This window comes from Thauera sp. JM12B12 (assembly GCF_039614725.1).
Lineage (GTDB): Bacteria > Pseudomonadota > Gammaproteobacteria > Burkholderiales > Rhodocyclaceae > Thauera.
In genome coordinates this window covers 1073035-1093873 of the sequence record NZ_CP154859.1, presented here as the reverse complement: position 1 = coordinate 1093873, position 20839 = coordinate 1073035, and the positions used below count along the sequence as shown (strand labels likewise).

Annotated in this window: 34 protein-coding genes; 1 reads left to right on the top strand and 33 read right to left on the bottom strand. The window is 64.8% G+C overall.

Features of this window, described 5'->3' with window-relative positions:
- Position 1: 1 nt before the first annotated feature.
- The 3 genes from AAG895_RS04855 to AAG895_RS04845 form a co-directional block, all read right to left on the bottom strand.
- The gene (locus AAG895_RS04855; protein ID WP_345794409.1) at positions 2-967 is read right to left on the bottom strand and encodes an MBL fold metallo-hydrolase; all 966 of its coding nucleotides are present in this window, start codon (positions 965-967) and stop codon (positions 2-4) included.
- Between the two features lie 91 nt (positions 968-1058).
- Positions 1059-1532, bottom strand: a complete 474-nt coding sequence (ssb, locus tag AAG895_RS04850; protein ID WP_345794408.1) for a single-stranded DNA-binding protein — start codon at positions 1530-1532, stop codon at positions 1059-1061.
- Between the two features lie 73 nt (positions 1533-1605).
- Entirely contained in the window at positions 1606-2787 is a 1182-nt protein-coding gene (locus AAG895_RS04845; protein ID WP_345794407.1) for an MFS transporter, read from the bottom strand.
- Between the two features lie 119 nt (positions 2788-2906).
- Here AAG895_RS04845 and uvrA point away from each other — a divergent pair, with 119 nt between their 5' ends.
- A complete protein-coding gene (gene uvrA, locus AAG895_RS04840; protein WP_345794406.1) occupies positions 2907-5744 on the top strand; it encodes an excinuclease ABC subunit UvrA in 2838 nt (945 codons plus the stop codon).
- Here the strand turns inward: uvrA and galE are convergent.
- From galE to rpsJ, 30 genes are all read right to left on the bottom strand, one after another.
- On the bottom strand, positions 5729-6751 hold the full coding sequence (gene galE, locus AAG895_RS04835; protein ID WP_345795229.1) for a UDP-glucose 4-epimerase GalE: 1023 nt from the start codon (positions 6749-6751) through the stop codon (positions 5729-5731). The genes uvrA and galE overlap by 16 nt on opposite strands.
- A 131-nt stretch (positions 6752-6882) precedes the next feature.
- Positions 6883-7281 carry a 50S ribosomal protein L17 gene (rplQ, locus tag AAG895_RS04830; protein WP_345794405.1) on the bottom strand — a complete coding sequence of 133 codons (399 nt, stop codon included), beginning with the start codon at positions 7279-7281 and terminating at the stop codon, positions 6883-6885.
- Positions 7282-7306: 25 nt separating this feature from the next.
- The gene (gene rpoA, locus AAG895_RS04825) at positions 7307-8287 is read right to left on the bottom strand and encodes a DNA-directed RNA polymerase subunit alpha (RefSeq protein WP_345794404.1); all 981 of its coding nucleotides are present in this window, start codon (positions 8285-8287) and stop codon (positions 7307-7309) included.
- 39 nt (positions 8288-8326) lie between these two features.
- Complete coding sequence (gene rpsD / locus AAG895_RS04820; RefSeq protein WP_345794403.1) at positions 8327-8956, bottom strand: 30S ribosomal protein S4; 630 nt, start codon at positions 8954-8956, stop codon at positions 8327-8329.
- A 14-nt stretch (positions 8957-8970) separates the two neighbouring features.
- Complete coding sequence (rpsK, locus tag AAG895_RS04815) at positions 8971-9360, bottom strand: 30S ribosomal protein S11 (RefSeq protein ID WP_281050857.1); 390 nt, start codon at positions 9358-9360, stop codon at positions 8971-8973.
- Positions 9361-9372: 12 nt separating this feature from the next.
- Positions 9373-9735 carry a 30S ribosomal protein S13 gene (gene rpsM / locus AAG895_RS04810; RefSeq protein WP_345794402.1) on the bottom strand — a complete coding sequence of 121 codons (363 nt, stop codon included), beginning with the start codon at positions 9733-9735 and terminating at the stop codon, positions 9373-9375.
- A gap of 53 nt (positions 9736-9788) precedes the next feature.
- Positions 9789-9902: a 50S ribosomal protein L36 gene (gene rpmJ / locus AAG895_RS04805; protein WP_002931619.1), complete on the bottom strand. Its 114-nt coding sequence runs from the start codon at positions 9900-9902 to the stop codon at positions 9789-9791.
- A gap of 25 nt (positions 9903-9927) precedes the next feature.
- Positions 9928-10146, bottom strand: a complete 219-nt coding sequence (gene infA, locus AAG895_RS04800; protein WP_002931617.1) for a translation initiation factor IF-1 — start codon at positions 10144-10146, stop codon at positions 9928-9930.
- Positions 10147-10150: 4 nt separating this feature from the next.
- The gene (secY, locus tag AAG895_RS04795) at positions 10151-11476 is read right to left on the bottom strand and encodes a preprotein translocase subunit SecY (protein ID WP_345794401.1); all 1326 of its coding nucleotides are present in this window, start codon (positions 11474-11476) and stop codon (positions 10151-10153) included.
- A gap of 15 nt (positions 11477-11491) precedes the next feature.
- On the bottom strand, positions 11492-11929 hold the full coding sequence (rplO, locus tag AAG895_RS04790; RefSeq protein WP_345794400.1) for a 50S ribosomal protein L15: 438 nt from the start codon (positions 11927-11929) through the stop codon (positions 11492-11494).
- A 1-nt stretch (position 11930) separates the two neighbouring features.
- Complete coding sequence (gene rpmD / locus AAG895_RS04785) at positions 11931-12113, bottom strand: 50S ribosomal protein L30 (protein WP_281050853.1); 183 nt, start codon at positions 12111-12113, stop codon at positions 11931-11933.
- Between the two features lie 3 nt (positions 12114-12116).
- Complete coding sequence (gene rpsE, locus AAG895_RS04780) at positions 12117-12641, bottom strand: 30S ribosomal protein S5 (protein ID WP_068638407.1); 525 nt, start codon at positions 12639-12641, stop codon at positions 12117-12119.
- A 12-nt stretch (positions 12642-12653) separates the two neighbouring features.
- Entirely contained in the window at positions 12654-13007 is a 354-nt protein-coding gene (rplR, locus tag AAG895_RS04775) for a 50S ribosomal protein L18 (RefSeq protein ID WP_345794399.1), read from the bottom strand.
- 11 nt (positions 13008-13018) lie between these two features.
- Positions 13019-13552: a 50S ribosomal protein L6 gene (rplF, locus tag AAG895_RS04770; RefSeq protein WP_345794398.1), complete on the bottom strand. Its 534-nt coding sequence runs from the start codon at positions 13550-13552 to the stop codon at positions 13019-13021.
- 10 nt (positions 13553-13562) lie between these two features.
- The gene (gene rpsH, locus AAG895_RS04765; protein WP_345794397.1) at positions 13563-13958 is read right to left on the bottom strand and encodes a 30S ribosomal protein S8; all 396 of its coding nucleotides are present in this window, start codon (positions 13956-13958) and stop codon (positions 13563-13565) included.
- 13 nt (positions 13959-13971) lie between these two features.
- Positions 13972-14277: a 30S ribosomal protein S14 gene (gene rpsN / locus AAG895_RS04760; RefSeq protein WP_345794396.1), complete on the bottom strand. Its 306-nt coding sequence runs from the start codon at positions 14275-14277 to the stop codon at positions 13972-13974.
- A gap of 7 nt (positions 14278-14284) precedes the next feature.
- The gene (gene rplE, locus AAG895_RS04755) at positions 14285-14824 is read right to left on the bottom strand and encodes a 50S ribosomal protein L5 (RefSeq protein WP_345794395.1); all 540 of its coding nucleotides are present in this window, start codon (positions 14822-14824) and stop codon (positions 14285-14287) included.
- A gap of 9 nt (positions 14825-14833) precedes the next feature.
- A complete protein-coding gene (rplX, locus tag AAG895_RS04750) occupies positions 14834-15151 on the bottom strand; it encodes a 50S ribosomal protein L24 (protein WP_263460823.1) in 318 nt (105 codons plus the stop codon).
- 11 nt (positions 15152-15162) lie between these two features.
- On the bottom strand, positions 15163-15531 hold the full coding sequence (gene rplN, locus AAG895_RS04745; RefSeq protein ID WP_075148071.1) for a 50S ribosomal protein L14: 369 nt from the start codon (positions 15529-15531) through the stop codon (positions 15163-15165).
- Between the two features lie 152 nt (positions 15532-15683).
- A complete protein-coding gene (gene rpsQ / locus AAG895_RS04740; RefSeq protein WP_281050845.1) occupies positions 15684-15953 on the bottom strand; it encodes a 30S ribosomal protein S17 in 270 nt (89 codons plus the stop codon).
- The gene (gene rpmC / locus AAG895_RS04735; protein WP_345794394.1) at positions 15950-16144 is read right to left on the bottom strand and encodes a 50S ribosomal protein L29; all 195 of its coding nucleotides are present in this window, start codon (positions 16142-16144) and stop codon (positions 15950-15952) included. Before rpmC ends, rpsQ begins: the two co-directional genes overlap by 4 nt.
- Positions 16145-16146: 2 nt before the next feature.
- Entirely contained in the window at positions 16147-16563 is a 417-nt protein-coding gene (gene rplP, locus AAG895_RS04730) for a 50S ribosomal protein L16 (protein WP_345795228.1), read from the bottom strand.
- A complete protein-coding gene (gene rpsC / locus AAG895_RS04725) occupies positions 16563-17333 on the bottom strand; it encodes a 30S ribosomal protein S3 (protein WP_345794393.1) in 771 nt (256 codons plus the stop codon). The genes rplP and rpsC overlap by 1 nt, the downstream gene beginning before the upstream one ends.
- Positions 17334-17342: 9 nt before the next feature.
- On the bottom strand, positions 17343-17672 hold the full coding sequence (gene rplV / locus AAG895_RS04720; RefSeq protein ID WP_281050842.1) for a 50S ribosomal protein L22: 330 nt from the start codon (positions 17670-17672) through the stop codon (positions 17343-17345).
- A 9-nt stretch (positions 17673-17681) separates the two neighbouring features.
- On the bottom strand, positions 17682-17957 hold the full coding sequence (gene rpsS / locus AAG895_RS04715) for a 30S ribosomal protein S19 (RefSeq protein ID WP_004258198.1): 276 nt from the start codon (positions 17955-17957) through the stop codon (positions 17682-17684).
- A gap of 10 nt (positions 17958-17967) precedes the next feature.
- The gene (gene rplB, locus AAG895_RS04710; protein WP_345794392.1) at positions 17968-18795 is read right to left on the bottom strand and encodes a 50S ribosomal protein L2; all 828 of its coding nucleotides are present in this window, start codon (positions 18793-18795) and stop codon (positions 17968-17970) included.
- 6 nt (positions 18796-18801) lie between these two features.
- Positions 18802-19098 (bottom strand): 50S ribosomal protein L23, encoded by a 297-nt coding sequence (rplW, locus tag AAG895_RS04705; RefSeq protein ID WP_269745256.1) that lies wholly within the window; start codon positions 19096-19098, stop codon positions 18802-18804.
- Between the two features lie 5 nt (positions 19099-19103).
- The gene (gene rplD / locus AAG895_RS04700; protein WP_345794391.1) at positions 19104-19724 is read right to left on the bottom strand and encodes a 50S ribosomal protein L4; all 621 of its coding nucleotides are present in this window, start codon (positions 19722-19724) and stop codon (positions 19104-19106) included.
- A 10-nt stretch (positions 19725-19734) separates the two neighbouring features.
- A complete protein-coding gene (rplC, locus tag AAG895_RS04695) occupies positions 19735-20373 on the bottom strand; it encodes a 50S ribosomal protein L3 (RefSeq protein ID WP_345794390.1) in 639 nt (212 codons plus the stop codon).
- A gap of 112 nt (positions 20374-20485) precedes the next feature.
- Positions 20486-20797, bottom strand: a complete 312-nt coding sequence (rpsJ, locus tag AAG895_RS04690; protein WP_002931577.1) for a 30S ribosomal protein S10 — start codon at positions 20795-20797, stop codon at positions 20486-20488.
- Positions 20798-20839: the final 42 nt, after the last annotated feature.

The window sequence follows — 20839 nt, the reverse complement described above, 5'->3', positions numbered from 1 at the left end:
CTCAGGCCGTCTCGGCTTCGGCCACGCGCTGGCTGTCGAGCCAGACGCCCAGCCCCTGCGCATTGAGCTCGAGGTCCATGCGCAGCAGGTCGAGCGTCTCGTCCTCGCTCAAGGCCCAGTTCTGCCGTGCGGCTTCCTCGCGCATGATCTGCTCGAGCCCGGCGAGGATCTCGACATGGCGGGCGACGCCGGTGCCGCGCGCGGCCGAGGCGACCGCCACCATGGTGTCGATCAGCCGATGCAGGTCGGCGCCGAGGCGCTCGACCTCGGTGATGCGGCTGTAGTGGGTCAGGTACATCGCCTGCGGCTGCATGGCGAGCATGCGGTCGATCGACGCGTGCATCGCCTGCGGATCGAACTGCGTCGGCGTCGTCGTCGGCATGATGAAGCAGCGGCCGTCGGCATCCAGCTCGCGATAGGACAGGCCGAAGGTGTCGCCGGTGAAGAAGGCACGCGCGCTCGCGTCCCAGATGCAGATGTGGTGGCGCGCATGGCCCGGCGTGTCGAAGACGCGGAACGTGCGGCGCCCGAGCTGCAGCTCGAGACCGTCGGTGGCGGGGACGATGCGCTCGGCCGGCACCGGCACGAGGCGGCCATAGAGCTCGAAGGCGCGCTCCGCGCCGTAGACCGCTGCGGTGCCCTCCCAGAGCTTGCTCGGGTCGGTCATGTGGCGCACCCCGCGCGGATGCACCAGCAGTTTCGCCGCCGGCAGCGCGCACATCAGGCTACCGGCGCCACCGGCGTGGTCGAGGTGGATGTGGGTCAGCATGACCCAGTCCACCGCCTCGGGGGCAATGCCCAGGGCGGCCAGCGCACCCAGCACGCGTGGCACCGAGGCATTGCTGCCGGTGTCGACGATCGCCGCCCGCCCATCCTGGACGACCACATGGACCGCGGCGAGCTGCGGCCGCCCATAGCCCGAATCGACCGCATGCACGCCGTCGCCGTAGCTGATGAGTTCCTTCATGTTGCTTCCTCCTGCTGCCGATCTTGGGTCGGCTCTCCCGAATTCAATCGTCGTGCGAGCGGCCTTACCGCCGCAGGCACGCAACGACCGTTCAGAACGGGATGTCGTCGTCGAAATCGCCGAAGCCGCCCGACTGCGGGGCGGGCTGCGACTGCGGCCGTTGCGGCGCGGCAGCCGGGGCGTCCCATCCACCGCCACCCTCGTTGCTGCGCATCGGCGCATCGCCCCCCTCGCGGCGGCCGAGCATCTTCATCTCGTCGGCGCGGATCTCGGTGGTGTAGCGGTCCTGGCCGCTCTGGTCCTGCCATTTCCGGGTGCGCAGGCTGCCCTCGATGTACACCTGGCTGCCCTTGCGCAGGTATTGTCCGGCGATCTCGGCGAGCTTGCCGTAGAAGGACACGCGGTGCCACTCGGTGGCTTCGCGGCGCTCGCCGGTGTTCTTGTCGCGCCAGGTCTCGGTGGTGGCCAGGCGGATGTTGCAGATTGCGTCGCCCGAGGGAGCGAAGCGGCTTTCCGGATCGGCGCCGAGGTTGCCGATCAGGATGACTTTATTGAGGGATGCCATCCGGTTCTCCTTTGATTGCGTGTGCACGCGACGCGTGGTCGGCCGCGGCGCGGTGTGTTTCGTGGGCGGGCGCTCACCGGGTCGCCGCGGCAGCGGCGACGCGCAGTGGCGGCGGGTTCATCGAGCTGGCCAACACCAGCCAGGCCAGCGCCAGTGCGGCGCAGAACAGGCTGACCGCCGCAGCGCCGAAGCGCTGGCCGAGCCAGCCGCCGAGCACGCCGCCGAGGAACAGCCCGATCGACTGCAGCGTGTTGTAGACACCCAGCGCGGTGCCCTTCGAGCTGGCTGGTGCGATGCGCGAGATCCACGACGGCTGGGTGGCCTCGAGCACGTTGAAGGCGACGAAGAAAAGCGTCAGCAACAATGCCAATGGTATCAATCCGTCACCAAAAAGCCACAGCCCGAACTGCACCATGGCGAGCAGCACGATCGCGGCGTTGAATACGGTCTTCATCTTGTCGTGGCGCTCGGCCACGATCACCGCCGGCACCATGACGACGAAGGACAGCAGCACCGCGGGGAGGTAGACCTTCCAGTGCTCCGACACCGGCAGGCCACCGCTGGCGACCAGCGCCGAGGGCACCATCACCCACATCGTGGTCTGGATCAGGTGGAGCGCGAACACGCCGAAGTTGAGCCGCATGAGCTGGCCGTCGCGCAGCACGTCGATGACCCTGCCGGTGGCGCGCGGCACGGGCGGCGCGGCGGGCACCACCCACAGCAGCACGCCGATCGCCCCGAAGGCGAGTGCCGCGGTGAGCCAGAAGATGCCGGACATGCCGACCGCGGCGTAGAGCAGCGGCGCTGCCACCAGCGAGAGCGCGAACACGAGGCCGATCGAGGAGCCGATCATGGCCATCACCTTGGTGCGGTGCTGGTCGCGGGTGAGATCGGCAGCGAGCGCGGTGACGGCGGCGGAGATCGCGCCCGCGCCCTGCAGCACGCGGCCGACGATGATCATGTGGATGCCGTCGGCGAGCGCGGCGACCACGCTGCCGATGACGAACAGCACAAGGCCGAACACGATCACCGGCTTGCGCCCGAAGCGGTCGGAGGCGGCGCCGTAAGCGATCTGCAGGCAGGCCTGGGTAAGGCCGTAGGCGCCGATCGCCAGACCCACCAGGGTCAGGTCGTCGCCGCCCGGGATGTCGGCGGCATGAACCGCGAACACCGGCAGGATCAGGAACAGGCCGAGCATGCGCAGGGCGAAGATCGCGGCGAGGCTCATGCCGGCGCGGCGTTCTTCGCGCGTCATCGGGTCGCGTGCGGGAACGGACATACGAGGGACCGGCTGGATCAAAGAGCGGAATTCTAGCATTCCGGCGCCGCGGTATCGTCGTATAGTCTTCGGTTTCCCCAAGCCCGGCAGCAGCCATGGACGAGATCCGCATCCGCGGTGCCCGCACCCACAACCTGAAGAACGTCAGCGTCGACCTCCCGCGCAACCGTCTCACCGTCATCACCGGGCTGTCGGGCTCGGGCAAGTCCTCGCTGGCCTTCGACACGCTGTATGCCGAAGGCCAGCGCCGCTACGTGGAGTCGCTGTCGGCCTACGCGCGCCAGTTCCTGCAGCTGATGGAAAAGCCGGATGTGGACCTGATCGAGGGCCTGTCGCCCGCAATCGCGATCGAGCAGAAGGCGACCAGCCACAACCCGCGCTCCACCGTGGGCACGGTGACCGAGATCCACGACTACCTGCGCCTGCTCTACGCCCGCGCCGGCACGCCGCATTGCCCGGACCATCCGCAGCACGCCCTCGAGGCGCAGAGCGTGGCGCAGATGGTGGACCACGTGCTCGCGCTACCCGAGGAAACCCGCCTGATGATCCTCGCCCCGGTGGTCGCCGGCCGCAAGGGCGAGCAGAGCGATCTGTTCGCCGACCTGCGCGCCCAGGGCTTCGTGCGCGTGCGCGTCGACGGCGAGGTGATGGAGCTCGACGCCATGCCTGCGCTGGACAAGGGCCGGCGCCACGACGTCGAGGTGGTGATCGACCGCCTCAAGGTCCGCGCCGACCTGCGCGGGCGACTGGCCGAGTCCTTCGAGACCGCACTCAGCCATGCCGACGGACGCGCGCTCGCGGTGGAGATGGACAGCGGCCGCGAACACCTCTTCTCCGCGCGCTTCGCCTGCCCCGTATGCAGCTTCGCGCTTGCTGAACTCGAACCGCGCCTGTTCTCGTTCAACAATCCGGCCGGCGCCTGCCCGAAGTGCGACGGCCTCGGACAGGTGGAATTCTTCGACCCGGCGCGGGTGGTGGCGCACCCCGAACTGTCGCTCGCCGCAGGCGCGATCCGCGGCTGGGATCGGCGCAACCAGTTCTATTTCCAGATGCTCGCCAGCCTGGCGACGCACTACGGCTTCGACATCGAAACGCCGTGGGTGCTGCTGTCCGAGCCGGTGCGGGACGCCGTGCTGAACGGATCCGGGCGGACGAAGATCGCCTTCCGCTACATGGCCGACAACGGCCGCATGGTGCTCAAGGAGCACCCCTTCGAGGGCATCCTGCCGAACCTCGAGCGCCGCCTGCGCGAGACCGACTCGGTCGCAGTGAAGGAGGAGCTCTCGAAATACCGCGCCACTCGCCCGTGCCCGAGCTGCCACGGCACCCGGCTGCGCAGCGAGGCCCGCCATGTGCTGATCGGCGGGCGCGCGCTGCACGAGCTTGGCCGCCTGCCACTGGGCGAGTGCCGGACCTTCTTCGCTGGGCTCCAGCTCACGGGCGCGCGCGCCCAGGTGGCCGACAAGATCGTGAAGGAGATCGCCGATCGCCTGAGCTTCCTGATCAACGTCGGGCTGGACTACCTGTCGCTCGACCGCTCCGCCGACACCCTCTCGGGCGGCGAGGCGCAACGCATCCGCCTGGCGAGCCAGATCGGCTCCGGCCTCACCGGAGTCATGTACGTCCTCGACGAGCCCTCGATCGGCCTGCACCAGCGTGACAACGACCGCCTCCTTGCCACCCTGCGCCAGCTCCGCGACCTGGGCAACACGGTGATCGTGGTCGAACACGACGAGGATGCGATCCGCAGCGCGGACTACCTGGTCGACATGGGCCCTGGCGCTGGCGAACACGGCGGACGGATCGTCGCCCACGGCACGCCGCCGGCCGTCATCGCCGACCCCGCCTCGGTCACCGGCGACTATCTGTCGGGCCGCCGCCGCATACCCCTTCCGCCGCGCCGGAAGACGCCCGAGCCCGAGCGCCAGCTGCGCATCGTCGGCGCCCGCGGCAACAACCTGCGCACAGTCACCGTCGCGCTGCCCGCCGGGCTCCTCACCTGCATCACCGGCGTCTCCGGCTCGGGCAAATCCACGCTGATCAACGACACGCTTGCGGCCGAGGCGGCGCGCCGGCTGAATGGCGCCGCCACCGAGCCGGCCGCGCACGAAGCGATCGAGGGGCTCGAGCTCTTCGACAAGGCGATCGTCGTCGACCAGTCCCCGATCGGACGCACGCCGCGCTCGAACCCGGCCACCTACACCGGCATGCTGACGCCGATCCGCGAGCTCTTCGCCGGCGTGCCCGAGGCGCGCGCGCGCGGCTATGGACCGGGCCGCTTCTCGTTCAACGTGCGCGGCGGGCGCTGCGAAGCCTGCCAGGGCGACGGCCTCATCAAGGTCGAGATGCACTTCCTCCCGGACATGTACGTGCCCTGCGACGTCTGCCACGGCAAACGCTACAACCGCGAGACGCTGGAGATCCGCTACAAGGGGCGCACGATTCAGGACGCGCTGGAGATGACCGTCGAGCACGCGCTCGAATTCTTCCGGGCAGTGCCTGCGGTGGCGCGCAAGCTCGAGACGCTGGCCGACGTCGGCCTGGGCTACATCCGCCTCGGCCAGAGCGCGACCACGCTTTCCGGTGGCGAGGCGCAGCGCGTGAAGCTCGCCCTCGAACTGTCGAAGCGCGACACCGGGCGCACCCTTTACATTCTCGACGAACCCACCACCGGACTTCACTTCCAGGACATCGAGCTGTTGCTCGAGGTCCTGCAGCGCCTGCGCGACCACGGCAACACGGTGGTGGTCATCGAGCACAACCTCGACGTGATCAAGACCGCGGACTGGATCGTCGACATGGGCCCCGAGGGCGGCGATGGCGGCGGAACCGTGGTCTGCTGCGGCACCCCCGAGACCGTGGCCGCGGATATCCGCAGCCACACCGGACGCTATCTCCAGCGCCTGCTCGGAGCGCCTCAGGCGGCCGCGTAGCCGCGCGGATTCAGACGCTGCCAGCGCCACGCGTCCTCGCACATCTCGCGCAGGCCACGGACGGCCGTCCACCCCAGGACCTCGCGCGCCCGCGCAGGATCGGCCCAGCACGCCGCAACATCGCCCGGCCTGCGCTCGACGACATCGTAGGGTACCGGACGACCGGAGGCCGCCTCGAAGGCCTTCACCATCTCGAGCACGCTGTAGCCGCGACCGGTCCCCAGGTTCAGGGTCGTGACGCCAGGCAGCGACGCGATCCGCTCCAGCGCCCGCAGATGCCCGAGGGCGAGATCCACCACATGGATGTAGTCACGCACCCCGGTACCATCGGGGGTCGGATAGTCGCTGCCGAACACCCGCAGCCGCGGCAGGCGCCCGACCGCCACCTGGCTGATGAAGGGCATCAGGTTGTTGGGCAGCCCGTCCGGATCCTCGCCGATCTGCCCGCTCGCGTGCGCTCCGACCGGATTGAAGTAGCGCAGCAGCACGATCTTCCACCGTGGATCGGCGCGCGCGAGATCACGCAGGATCTGCTCGCCCATCAGCTTCGTCCATCCGTAGGGATTGGTTGCCGTGGTGGGAAAACCCTCGTCGATCGGAACCCGCGCAGGATCCCCATACACGGTCGCCGACGAGCTGAACACCATCCGCGTGCATCCCGCGTCACCCATCACATGCAGCACGCTGAGGAGGCCCTGCAGGTTGTTGTCGTAGTAGGCAAGCGGCTGCGCCACCGATTCCCCGACCGCCTTCCTGGCGGCGAAATGCACGACCGCCTCGACCGGGTGCTCGGCGAACAGCCGTGCCATCAAGGGCCGATCGCGCACGTCGCCGCGGACAAAGGCGCGCAACGGTCGCCCGCCGAGCGCCTCCACCCGGCGCAAGGCCTCCGGCGAGGAATTCGACAGATCGTCGACCACGACAACCTCGCGCCCGGCCGCCAGCAGTTCGACGCAGGTATGCGACCCGATGTACCCCGCCCCCCCGGTTACAAGCGTTACCCCCATGTTCCCTCCTCCTCGGCGCGCCATGAGACGGCGCATTCAAGCGCGGCTGGCGCGCGTGCCGTGCATGCCCTGCGCGACGCAGGCGAAAAAAAACCGGGACGCGCCCGGTTTTTCGGATGGCTGCACGACGATCAAGCCGCCTGCGCCTCTTCCACTTCGACGACCTCGCCTTCCGGACGGTCGAGCAGCTCGACAAAGGCCATCGGTGCGTTGTCGCCATCGCGGAAACCGCACTTCAGGATGCGCAGGTAACCGCCATTGCGGTTGGCGAAGCGCGGACCCAGCTCGTCGAAGAGCTTGACCACCATGTCGCGGTCGCGCAGGCGGTTGAAGGCCAGACGACGGTTGGCGACGCTGGGCTTCTTGCCCAGGGTGATCATCGGCTCGACCACGCGGCGAAGTTCCTTCGCCTTCGGCAGGGTCGTCTTGATCGCTTCGTGACGCAGCAGCGAGTTGGCCATGTTGCGGAACATCGCCTGGCGGTGGCTGCTGGTACGGTTCAGCTTGCGAAGACCATTACGGTGACGCATTTCAATTCCTCACTTGCCCGGCGTCTCAACCGAGCTTTTCAAGCCCGGCCGGAGGCCAGTTTTCCAGTTTCATGCCAAGCGTCAGCCCGCGGGAGGCCAACACTTCCTTGATCTCGTTGAGCGACTTCCGACCCAGGTTCGGGGTCTTCAGCAGCTCCGTCTCGGTGCGCTGGATCAGGTCACCGATGTAGTAGATGTTCTCGGCCTTGAGGCAGTTGGCCGAACGCACCGTCAGTTCGAGATCGTCGACCGGGCGGAGCAGCAGCGGATCGACCACCGGAGCGGCAGTTTCGGTACGCTCGGGCGCGGTGTCCTGCAAATCTGCAAACACCGACAGCTGATCCATCAGCACGCGAGCCGCGTAGCGGATCGCCTCCTCGGGATCGACCGCGCCATTGGTCTCGATGTCGATGATCAGGCGGTCGAGGTCGGTGCGCTGCTCGACGCGAGCGCTCTCGACAAGATAGCTGACGCGTCGCACCGGACCGAAGGAGGCATCGAGAACGATGCGACCGATCGACTTGCTCTCGCCGTTGTCGGGACGAGCGTTGCCAGGCACGTAGCCACGGCCTTCCTCGACCTTGATCTGCATGTCGAGCTTGCCGCCCGGCGCGAGGTGAGCGATCACGTGCTCGGGGTTGATGATCTCGACGTCGTGACTGACCTCGATGTCACCGGCGGTGACCACACCCTCGCCCGACTTCGCCAGACGCAGGGTTACCTCGCTGCGACCGTTGAGCTTGAACACCACGCCCTTCAGGTTCAGCAGCAGGTCGACCATGTCCTCGCGCACGCCGTCGAGCGTGGAGTACTCGTGGAGCACCCCTTCGATCGCCACTTCGGTCGGCGCGTGGCCGGGAAGCGACGACAGGAGGATGCGCCGCAGCGCATTCCCCAGCGTATGGCCGAAGCCGCGCTCGAACGGCTCCATCGTCACCCGCGCCTGAACAGGCGAGGTGCTCTGGACGTCGATGATGCGCGGTTTCAGCAGTACATTGCTTTGCATCAGCATTTCCTCGGAACTAGAAGAGGATCAGACTCCCGATCAACGGGAGTACAGTTCCACGACCAGGCCTTCGTTGATCGTTGCCGGCAGCTCACTGCGCACCGGATAGGCCTTGAACGTGCCCTTGCCGGCCTTGGCGTCGACTTCCAGCCACTCGGGGAAGCCACGCGACTCGGCGGCCTCAAGGGCGGCCTTGACACGCAGGTGGCCACGGGCGTGCTCGGCAAGCTCGACCACGTCACCGGGACGCACGACGTACGACGGAATGTTCACACGCTTGCCATTGACCAGCACGCCGTTGTGGCGCACGACCTGACGAGCTTCGGCGCGGGAGCCACCGAAGCCCATGCGATAGGCGACGGAGTCCAGACGACCTTCGAGCAGCTGCAGCAGGTTCTCGCCCGTCTGGCCACGGCGGCGATCCGCCTCGGCATAGACCTTGCGGAACTGACGCTCGAGAACACCGTACAGACGGCGGATCTTCTGCTTCTCACGCAGCTGAACGCCATAGCCCGACAGACGCTGCCCGGAGCGCTGGCCGTGCTGGCCGGGCGCGTAGGCGCGACGCTCGATGGCGCACTTGTCGGTGAAACACTTCTCAGCCTTCAGGAACAGCTTTTCGCCTTCGCGACGGCACTGACGGCACTTGGGATCGAGATTACGAGCCACTTATCAACTCCTTGTCAGATACGGCGCTTCTTAGGCGGACGGCAGCCGTTGTGCGGGATGGGGGTGATGTCGGTAATGCTGGAAATCTTGATCCCCAGCGCGTTCAGCGCACGAACCGACGACTCACGACCCGGGCCGGGGCCCTTGATACGCACTTCGAGATTCTTGATGCCGCATTCCTGAGCGACCTTGCCGGCCGCCTCGGCCGCCACCTGGGCAGCGAACGGCGTGCTCTTGCGCGAGCCCTTGAAGCCCGCGCCGCCCGACGTCGCCCACGACAGGGCGTTGCCCTGGCGGTCCGTGATCGTGATGATGGTGTTGTTGAAGCTCGCGTGAACGTGCGCGATGCCTTCCGCGACGTTCTTCTTGACCTTCTTCCGAACCTTCGTTGCAGTCTTAGCCATTATCGGTCCCTATTACTTCTTGCCGGCGATCGCCTTGCGCGGGCCCTTGCGGGTGCGGGCGTTGGTGCGGGTACGCTGACCACGCATCGGCAGGCCGCGACGATGACGGACGCCGCGGTAGCAGCCCAGATCCATCAGTCGCTTGATGTTCATCGTCACTTCACGACGCAGGTCACCCTCGACAACGAAGCGACCGACTTCGTCACGCAGCTTCTCCATGTCCGACTCGGTAAGATCCTTGATCTTGACCGAACGCTGGATTCCGGCAGCGTCGCAAATCTTCTGAGCACGCGAACGGCCGATCCCATAGATGGCGGTCAGCGCGATCTCGGCATGCTTGTGATTGGGAATGTTTACCCCAGCAATACGGGCCATCCGTATACCCCAAAGCGAAAAACGTTAAATTCTAAAGCCTTAAGTTGAACTGATCAACCCTGGCGTTGCTTGTGCCGCGGATCGCTGCAAATGACGCGAACCACACCCTTGCGGCGGATGATCTTGCAGTTGCGGCAAAGCCGCTTAACCGATGCCTGGACTCTCATGGTCTTGCTCCTGTTTCTCTAATCTTCACTTGGTCCGGAACACGATCCGGCCCTTGGTCAGGTCGTAGGGGGTGAGCTGAACGGTCACCTTGTCCCCGGGAAGAATGCGTATGTAGTGCATGCGCATCTTTCCGGAAATGTGTCCAAGGACCATGTGACCGTTCTCGAGCCTGACGCGGAATGTTGCATTGGGAAGGTTCTCGGTGACCTCACCCTGCATCTCGATGACATCTTCCTTCGCCATGGACTTACCTGCCCGGGAAACCCGCCCCCTTGAAATTCGCTTTCTTCAGCAGACTCTCGTACTGATGCGACATCACGAACGCCTGAACCTGGGCCATGAAGTCCATCGTCACCACGACGATGATCAGCAGCGAGGTGCCACCGAAATAGAACGGGACGTTCCACTTCAGGATCAGGAACTCGGGCAGCAGGCAGACCAGGGTGATATACACCGCCCCGGCAAGCGTCAGCCGCATGAGAATCTTGTCGATGTAACGCGCGGTCTGGTCACCGGGACGAATCCCGGGAACGAAGGCCCCGCTCTTCTTCAGGTTGTCCGCCGTCTCGCGGGCGTTGAACACCAGCGCCGTGTAAAAGAAGCAGAAAAACACGATCGCGACGGCGTACAGCATCACGTAGATCGGCTGACCCGGCGACAGCGTCGAGGCGATGTCACGCAGCCAGTACATCCCCTCGGAGGAGCCGAACCACTGCCCCAGGGTTGCCGGGAACAGGATGATGCTCGACGCGAAGATCGGCGGGATCACGCCTGACATGTTCAGCTTCAGCGGCAGATGGGAGCTTTGCCCGCCATACACCTTGTTGCCGACCTGCCGCTTGGCGTAATTCACCAGAATCTTGCGCTGACCCCGCTCGACGAACACCACGAACCCCGTCACGAGCACCACGAGGATGCAGATGAAGAGCGCCGTGAAGGGATGCATCGCCCCGGTACGCACCAGTTCGAACAAGCCACCGATCGCACTCGGCAGCCCCGCCACGATGCCCGCGAAGATGATGATCGAGATGCCGTTGCCGATGCCACGCTCGGTGATCTGCTCACCCAGCCACATCAGGAACATGGTCCCGGTCACCAGCGTGGCCACCGTCACGAAGCGGAACATCACGCCAGGTTCGAGCACCAGACCGGGTTGCCCCTCGAGCGCGATCGCGATGCCCAGCGACTGCGCCAGCGCCAGCGCCAGCGTCCCATAGCGGGTGTACTGCGTGATCTTGCGCCGACCCGCCTCGCCTTCCTTCTTCAGCGCCTCGAGCTGAGGCACCGCCACGGTCATCAACTGCATGATGATGGACGCGGAGATGTAGGGCATGATGCCCAGCGCAAAGATGGTGAAACGCGACAGCGCGCCGCCCGAGAACAGGTTGAACACGCCCAGGATGCCGCCCTGCTGGGACTGGAACAACTCGGCCAGCCCCTGCGGGTCGATACCCGGAACCGGAATGTGCGCGCCGATCCGATACACGATCAGCGCGCCCACCAGGAAAAGCAGGCGCCGTTTCAGGTCGCCGAACTTGCCGGTGCTTCCCAGCGTGGCAGCAGGATTCGCCACAACGGTTTCCCTTGCTTACTCGGCCGCCACGGAACCGCCGGCAGCTTCGATCGCTGCCTTGGCACCCTGGGTCGCACCGATACCGCGCAGCACAACCTTGCGGCTGATGGCGCCCGACAGCACGACCTTGGCCGACAGCGCGTCGGCGGCGATCACGCCGGCCTGCTTCAGCGTCAGCAGGTCGATCTCGTCAACCGGCAGCTTGTCGAGTTCCGACAGGCGCACCTCGACGTTGCGGGCACGCGTCAGCGACACGAAACCACGCTTCGGCAGCCGACGCTGGAGCGGCATCTGACCGCCCTCGAAGCCGACCTTGTGGAAACCGCCGGCACGCGACTTCTGACCCTTGTGGCCGCGACCGCAGGTCTTGCCCAGGCCGCTGCCGATGCCGCGACCGACGCGGCGCGCGACCTTCTTGGAGCCTTCACCGGGCTTGATGGTATTCAGGCGCATATCAACCCTCGCACTTGACCAGGTAGGACACCTTGTTGACCATCCCGCGAACTTCCGGCGTATCCGCCAGTTCAACGGTGTGGTGCATGCGGCGCAGGCCGAGCCCGCGCACGGTCGCGCGGTGCGACTGCTTGGTGCCGATAACGCTCTTGACGAGCGTCACCTTGATTTTCTTGTCCGACATCGCTTACCCCAGGATTTCTTCGACGGTCTTGCCGCGCTTGGCTGCAATCTCCGCCGGGGTGTTGATCGCCATCAGGCCATTGATCGTGGCGCGGACGACGTTGTACGGATTGGCCGAACCGATGCACTTGCAGATCACGTCGGTCACGCCCATCACCTCGAAGACGGCGCGCATCGGGCCGCCGGCGATGATGCCGGTACCGGCCGGAGCGGGCTGCATCAGCACCGAGGCCGCGCCGTGCTTGCCGATCACGGTGTGCTGGAGGGTGCCGTTCTTGAGGGACACCTTGCGCATTTTCCGACGCGCTTCGTCCATCGCCTTCTGCACCGCCACCGGCACCTCGCGGGACTTGCCCTTGCCCATGCCGATCGCGCCATCGCCGTCGCCGACCACGGTGAGCGCCGCAAAGCCGAGGATGCGGCCGCCCTTGACGACCTTGGTCACGCGATTGATCGCGACCATCTTCTCCCGCAGGCCGTCATCGCGCTCGTCGGAGGCTTGCGCACGTTTGGTTTGCTGCTTAGCCATTCGAATCCTCGCTTAGAACTTGAGGCCGCCTTCGCGGGCGGCCTCGGCCAGCGCCTTCACGCGGCCGTGATACAGGAAGCCCGAGCGGTCGAAGGAGACCTGCTCGATGCCGGCGGCCTTGGCGCGCTCGGCAATCAGCTTGCCGACCAGCTCTGCCGCAGCCTTGTTGCCGCCGTTGGCGACCTGCGAGCGGACGTCGGCCTCGACGGTCGAGGCTGCCGCGAGCACGCGGGAGCCGCAACCCGAGATGACCTGGGCGTAGATGTGGCAGTTGGACCGGAACACCGTCAGGCGAACCGCCTTGAGCTCCGCAATCTTGGCGCGAGTTTTGCGCGCACGGCGAAGACGAGTTTCTTTCTTGTTCATGACGAACCGCCTTACTTCTTCTTGGTTTCCTTGAGCACCACCACCTCGTCCGAATAACGGACGCCCTTGCCCTTGTAGGGCTCGGGAGCGCGGTAGGCACGCACCTCGGCAGCGACCTGGCCGACCTTCTGCTTGTCGGTACCCTTGATCACGATCTCGGTCTGGGACGGAGTCTCGACCTTCACGCCTTCAGGCATCTGATGAATCACCGGATGCGAGAAACCGAGCGAGAGGTTGAGCTTGTCGCCCTGCGCCTGAGCACGGTAACCCACGCCGACCAGGTTGAGCTTGCGCTCGAAGCCCTTGGTCACGCCGGTCACCATGTTATTCACCAGCGCCCGCACCGTGCCGGACATCGCCCGGGCGTTGTCGGCACCGTCACGCGCCTTGCAGACGATCGCGTCGCCTTCGCGCACGACATGCACCGAACCGCTCAGCGGCTGACGGAGCGTACCCAGCGGGCCCTTCACGGCGATCTCGGCGTCGGAAATCATCACTTCCACACCCTGCGGGATCGCCACCGGATTCTTGGCTACACGAGACATCGCTTCCCCCTTAGGCGACCAGGCAGATGACTTCGCCGCCGACGCGATTGGCACGCGCGGAACGATCGGTCATCACGCCACGCGGCGTGGAAACAATGGCCACACCCAGGCCGTTCATCACGCGCGGCAGCTCGTCGCTACCCTTGTAGACACGCAGGCCGGGACGGCTCACGCGCTCAAGGCGCTCAATGACCGGACGGCCGGCGTAGTACTTGAGCGTCACATCGAGCGAAGCCTTGCCGGCTTCGTCACGAACGGCAAAGCCGTCGATGTAACCTTCGTCCTGCAACACCTTGGCGATCGCAACCTTCAGCTTGGAAGAAGGCATCGAAACCGAAACCTTCTGGGCCTGCTGGCCGTTGCGGATACGCGTCAGCATGTCGGCGATCGGATCGGACATACTCATCTTCGAATTCTCCTTACCAGCTCGCCTTGGTCATGCCAGGCACTTCGCCGCGGAAAGCGATCTCGCGCAGCTTGTTGCGGCACAGACCGAACTTGCGGAAGACACCACGCGGGCGCCCGGTCAGCGCGCAGCGATTACGCTGGCGAGTCGGGTTGGCGTTGCGCGGCAGTTGCTGCAGGGCCAGGCGGGCAGCCATGCGTTCTTCTTCGGACAGACTGGTGTCCTTGACCTTCGCGACCAGGGCGGCGCGCTTGGCGGCAAATTTCTCCACCAGCTTGGCACGCTTCGCTTCGCGGTTGATCAGAGCGAGTTTCGCCATATCACCCTCAATTCTTGAACGGGAACTTGAACGCGGCGAGGAGCGCACGGGCCTCCTCGTCGGTCTTCGCCGTCGTCGTGATGCTGATGTTCATCCCGCGCAGCGCGTCGATCTTGTCGTACTCGATCTCAGGGAAAATGATCTGTTCCTTGACACCGAGGTTGTAGTTGCCACGACCATCGAAACCCTTCGCAGCGATACCGCGGAAGTCACGCACGCGCGGCAGCGCGATGGTGATCAGGCGATCGAGGAATTCGAACATGCGCGGCCCACGCAGCGTGACCATGCAGCCGATCGGATAGCCGTCGCGAATCTTGAAGCCCGCGATCGACTTGCGCGCCTTGGTCGCCACCGGCTTCTGACCCGCGATCTTGGTCATGTCGCCGAGCGCGTGCTCGAGGATCTTCTTGTCGCCGACCGCTTCACCGACACCCATGTTCAGGGTGATCTTGGTGATGCGCGGCACTTCCATCGGGGACTTGTAGCCGAACTGCTGCTTGAGCGCCGGCGCCACTTCGTCCTTGTAAACTTGTTGCAAGCGAGCCATCGTCACTCCTTAGGCGTTCACCAGCTCGCCGTTCGACTTGAAGAAACGGACCTTCTGGCCGTCCTCAAGCGTCTTGATCCCGACACGATCACCCTTCTGGGTGGCGGGATTGAACAGCGCGACGTTCGACACATGGATCGGCATCTCCTTCTCGACGATGCCACCCACTTCACCCTTCAGCGGGTTCGGGCGCACGTGCTTCTTCACACGATTCACACCCTCGACCACGACGCGCTCATCATCAACGCGGCGCAGCACGGTGCCACGACGGCCGCGATCCTTGCCCGTCAGCACCACAACTTCGTCACCCTTGCGGATCTTGTTCATCTATCGACTCCTCAGAGCACTTCGGGCGCCAGCGAGACGATCTTCATGAACCGCTCGGTGCGCAGCTCGCGCGTGACCGGCCCGAAGATGCGGGTGCCGATCGGCTCGAGCTTGTTGTTCAGAAGCACGGCCGCATTGTTGTCGAACTTGATGAGCGAACCGTCGGGACGACGAACGCCCTTCGCAGTGCGCACGACGACCGCGTTGTAGACATCGCCCTTCTTCGCACGACCGCGCGGCGCAGCATCCTTCACGGTGACCTTGATGATGTCGCCCACGCCGGCGTAGCGGCGCTTCGAACCACCCAGGACCTTGATGCACATCACCGAGCGTGCGCCGGAGTTGTCGGCCACGTCCAGTTTGGACTGCATTTGAATCATGAAAGTATCTCCAACTTATCCCGCATTCGCGGACAGTCTTGGAACCCGTCAGGGTAGGATGCCCCGAGCGAGCCCCGGAGCAAAGAGGCAAAAGTATAACAGCCTGACGCCGGAGCGCCAAGCCGTTTTTTGCGACCTGCCAGTAACTCTGATCAGATGATGCGTGCCTTCTCGAGCACCTTGGCGACACGCCAGGTCTTGGTGCGCGAGATCGGGCGGCACTCCTCGATTTCGACGAGGTCGCCCTGGGCGGCAATGCCATCTTCCACGTGCGCGTGATACTTGGCCGAGCGGGTGATGATCTTGCCGTACAGCGGGTGCTTGACCCGGCGCTCGACGAGGACGGTGACCGTCTTCTGCATCTTGTCGCTCACCACACGCCCAACCAGCGCGCGACGAACCTTTTCAACTTGTTCGCTCATTGCTGACCTGCCTTTTCGCGCAGGATGGTGCGGACGCGCGCGATGTCGCGACGAACCTTCCCGATCTGACTCGTATTGCCCAGCTGCTGGGTGGCGTGCTGCATGCGCAGCGAAAACTGCGCCTTAAGCAGCTCGAGCAATTCCTTGTTCAACTCATCGGCGCTCTTGGCGCGCAGATCCGTTGCCTTCATGTTCAACCCCCAATCAGTCGGGTAACGAACACGGTTTCGATCGGCAGCTTGGCAGCAGCCAGGCGGAACGCCTCGCGCGCCAGCGCCTCGTCAACCCCGTCCATCTCGTAGAGCACCTTGCCCGGCTGGATCTCGGCGACCCAGTACTCGGGGTTACCCTTACCGTTACCCATACGGACTTCGGCCGGCTTCTTCGAGATCGGCTTGTCCGGGAAAATGCGGATCCAGATGCGACCGCCACGCTTGATGTGACGGGTCATCGCACGACGCGCCGACTCGATCTGACGCGCGGTCAGACGGCCACGGCCGACGGCCTTGAGCCCGTACTCGCCGAACGACACCTTGGCGCCGCGGGTGGCGACGCCGGTGTTGCGACCCTTCTGCTCCTTCCGATACTTCCTTCTAGTCGGCTGCAGCATCATTCACTCCTGCTTTCTTCTTGCCGGCCTTCGCCACGACGGGCGGGACGGCGACCCGGACGGCCTTCGCCGTCACGCGGGGCGCCACGACGGCCACGACGGTTATCGGCCTCGGGCTCGGCGGCGACGGGCTGCTCGTTGCGGCCCAGCATCTCGCCCTTGAACACCCACACCTTGATACCGATCACGCCGTAGGTGGTCTTGGCTTCGGAGACACCGTAGTCGATGTTGGCACGCAGGGTGTGCAGCGGCACGCGACCCTCGCGGTACCACTCGGTACGGGCGATCTCGGCGCCATTCAGACGACCGGCACTCATGATCTTGATGCCTTGCGCACCGAGGCGCATGGCGTTCTGCATCGCACGCTTCATCGCGCGACGGAACATGATGCGCTTCTCGAGCTGCTGCGCGATCGAGTCCGCGATCAGCTTCGCATCGAGCTCGGGCTTGCGCACTTCCTCGATATTCACATGCACGGGCACGCCGACGATCTTCTGCAGATCGCGCTTGAGCGCCTCGATGTCCTCGCCCTTCTTGCCGATGACGACACCGGGGCGGGCGCTGAACAGGGTGATGCGGGCGTTCTTCGCGGGACGCTCGATCAGCACGCGGCCGACCGAGGCGTGCGCCAGGCGCTTCTTCAGGTAGTCGCGAACCTTCAGGTCCTCGTGCAGCATGCCGGCGAAGTCCTTGCTGTTCGCAAACCAGCGCGAACCCCAGTCACGCGTGACGGCGAGGCGGAACCCGGTAGGATGGATTTTCTGACCCATGTTTACTCCTTACTCGCCAACGGTCAGGTAGACGTGGCAGGTGGGCTTCAGGATGCGGTTGCCGCGACCCTTCGCACGCGCGGTGAAGCGCTTGAGCGTCATGCCCTCTTCCACGTGAATGGTCTTGACCTTCAGCGTGTCGATGTCGGCGCCGTCGTTGTGCTCGGCGTTCGCGATCGCGGACTCGAGCACCTTGCGGATGATCTTCGCGCCCTTCTTGGGCGAGAAGGCGAGCGTGTTGAGCGCCTGATCGACGGGCTTGCCGCGGACCAGATCGGCCACCAGACGGCCCTTCTGGGCCGACAGCCGAACGCCACGGAGAATAGCTTTGGTTTCCATGTCGTCCCCTTACCGCTTGGCCTTCTTGCTGGCGGCGTGACCCTTGAAGGTACGCGTCAGCGCGAACTCGCCGAGCTTGTGACCGACCATGTTCTCGGTCACGAATACCGGAATGTGCTGCTTGCCGTTATGCACCGCGATCGTCAGGCCGATGAAGTCGGGCAGGATCGTGGAGCGGCGCGACCAGGTCTTGATCGGGCGCTTGTCGTTGCTCGTCCGAGCGGCGTCAACCTTCTTGAGGAGGTGCGCGTCGATGAACGGGCCTTTCTTGATAGAACGTGCCATCTTTTACCCCTTAACGCTTGTGACGACGCTGCACGATCATGTTGTCGGTGCGCTTGTTCGAACGCGTCCGATAACCCTTCGCCGGCGTACCCCACGGGCTGACCGGTTCGCGCGCCTCGCCAGTACGGCCCTCGCCGCCACCATGCGGGTGGTCGACCGGGTTCATCGCGACACCACGCACGGTCGGGCGAATGCCACGCCAGCGGTTGGCACCAGCCTTGCCGATCTTGCGCAGACCGTGCTCTTCGTTGCCGACTTCGCCGATGGTGGCGCGGCACTCGACATGCACGCGACGAATCTCGCCAGAGCGCAGGCGCAGCTGGGCGTACGAACCCTCACGGGCAAGCAGCTGAACCGAGGTGCCCGCCGCACGCGCGATCTGGGCGCCCTTGCCGGGAACCATCTCGATGCAGTGAATCGTCGAGCCGACCGGAATGTTGCGGATCGGCAGGGCATTGCCCGGCTTGATCGGCGCTTCCGAGCCGCTGATCAGCTGCTGACCGACCTCGACGCCGCGCGGCGCGATGATGTAACGGCGCTCGCCATCGGCGTAGCACAGCAGCGCGATGTGCGCGGAACGGTTCGGGTCGTACTCGATACGCTCGACCTTCGCCGGGATCCCGTCCTTGTTGCGACGGAAATCGACCAGGCGATAGTGCTGCTTGTGACCACCACCCTGGTGGCGCATCGTCACGCGACCGTAGTTGTTACGACCGGCGTTCTTGCTCTGCTTCTCAACCAGCGCGGCGACCGGGCGACCCTTGTACAGATCCGGGTTCACCACCTTGACCTGAGCGCGTCGGCCGGCAGAAGTGGGCTTCAGTTTGATGATTGCCATGATCTATCACTCCCCAGCCGCAAAGTTGATTTCCTGGCCGGGCTTCAGGCAGACGAAGGCCTTCTTCCAGTCCTTGCGACGACCCATGGTCTTGCCAAAACGCTTGGCCTTGCCCTTGACGTTCAGGATCTGGACCGACTTGACCTCGACCTTGAACAGCGACTCGACCGCCGCCTTCACCTCGGGCTTGGTTGCGTCGGACGCGACCTTGAACACCACCTGCTCGTTCTTGTCGGCGACGAAGGTCGCCTTTTCGGAAATCTGCGGAGCGAGCAGCACCTGCAGCAGACGTTCCTGACTGATCGCGCTCATTGCCACGCTTCCTCCATCTTCGCCAGTGCACCCTTGGTGACGAGCACCTTCGGGAAACGCACGAGCGACACCGGATCCGCCTCGTTGACTTCCAGCACCAGCACCTGGTGGAGGTTGCGCGAGGAGAGGAACAGGTTCTCATCGATTTCGTCGGTGATGACCAGGACCGAGTCCAGACCCATCCCCTTCAGCTTCTGAGACAGCAGACGGGTCTTCGGCGCCTCGACGCTGAAGTCCTCCACCACCGCCAGACGGTCTTCACGCGCGAGCTGCGACAGGATCGCAGCAACGCCGGCGCGGTACATCTTGCGATTGACCTTCTGGCTGAAGTTCTCATCCGGAGTGTTCGGGAAGATCTTGCCGCCCCCACGCCACAACGGGCTCGACGCCATACCGGCGCGGGCGTTGCCCGTACCCTTCTGACGGAACGGCTTGCGGGTGGACTTGGCGATCTCGGAGCGACCCTTCTGCTTGCGATTGCCGGAACGGGCATTCGCCATGTAGGCGGTCACCACCTGGTGCACCAGGGCTTCGTTGTAGTCACGGCCAAACAGCACATCGGACGCCTCGAGCGTCGACGCAGCCTGACCCTGCTCATTCAAGAGTTTCAGTTCCATTGCGCGCTCCTCAGGCCTTGACCGCCGGACGGACGACGACGTCGCCACCCTTGGCACCCGGCACCGCACCCTTCACGAGAAGGAGCTGGCGCTCGACATCCACACGAACGATCTCGAGACCCTGCGTGGTGCGCTGCACGTTGCCGTACTGGCCCGCCATGCGCTTGCCGGGAAACACACGACCCGGATCCTGGGCCATACCGATGGAACCCGGGGAGTTGTGCGAGATCGAGTTACCGTGAGAGGCGCGGTTCGACGAGAAGTTGTGACGCTTGATCGGACCCGAGAAGCCCTTACCGATCGTCACACCGGTGACATCGACCTTCTGGCCGACCTGGAAGAGATCCGCACCGATCGCATCGCCGGCATTCATGCCGCCGGCCTGCTCGGCCTCGACACGGAACTCCTTGATACCGCGGCAGGGCTCGACACCCGCCTTGGCGAGATGACCCGCGACCGGCTTGGTGATCCGGCTGGCGCGGCGCTTGCCATAAGCGACCTGAACCGCGGCGTAGCCGTCGGTTTCGACCGTCTTGATCTGGGACACACGATTGTCCGACACGTCAAGCACCGTCACCGGGATGGTCTTGCCATCCTCAGCGAAGATGCGAGTCATGCCGACCTTGCGTCCTACAAGGCCTAGACTCATTTTTTTCTCCTGAATCCCGGTTGCGATTGACCGGGGGTCACAATTATTGCGCCAAAAGGCACAAAGGCCGGATTATACCGGCCTGTTCCAAACTTCCGCAAGCAGGGCGTGCTTACTGGAGCTTGATCTCGACATCCACGCCCGCGGGCAGGTCCAGCTTCATCAGCGCATCGACCGTCTTGTCGGTCGGGTCGATGATGTCCATCAGACGCTGATGGGTGCGGATCTCCATCTGGTCGCGCGAGGCCTTGTTGACGTGCGGCGAACGCAGCAGGTCGAAGCGCTCGATGCGGGTCGGCAGCGGCACGGGACCACGGACGACGGCGCCGGTGCGCTTGGCGGTATCGACGATCTCCAGAGCCGACTGATCGATCAGGCGATAGTCGAAGGCCTTGAGGCGGATGCGGATCTTCTGGTTCTGCATGGTTTTTTCCTAAAGAGCTGGTACAGCGAAAAAGAGCGCAAA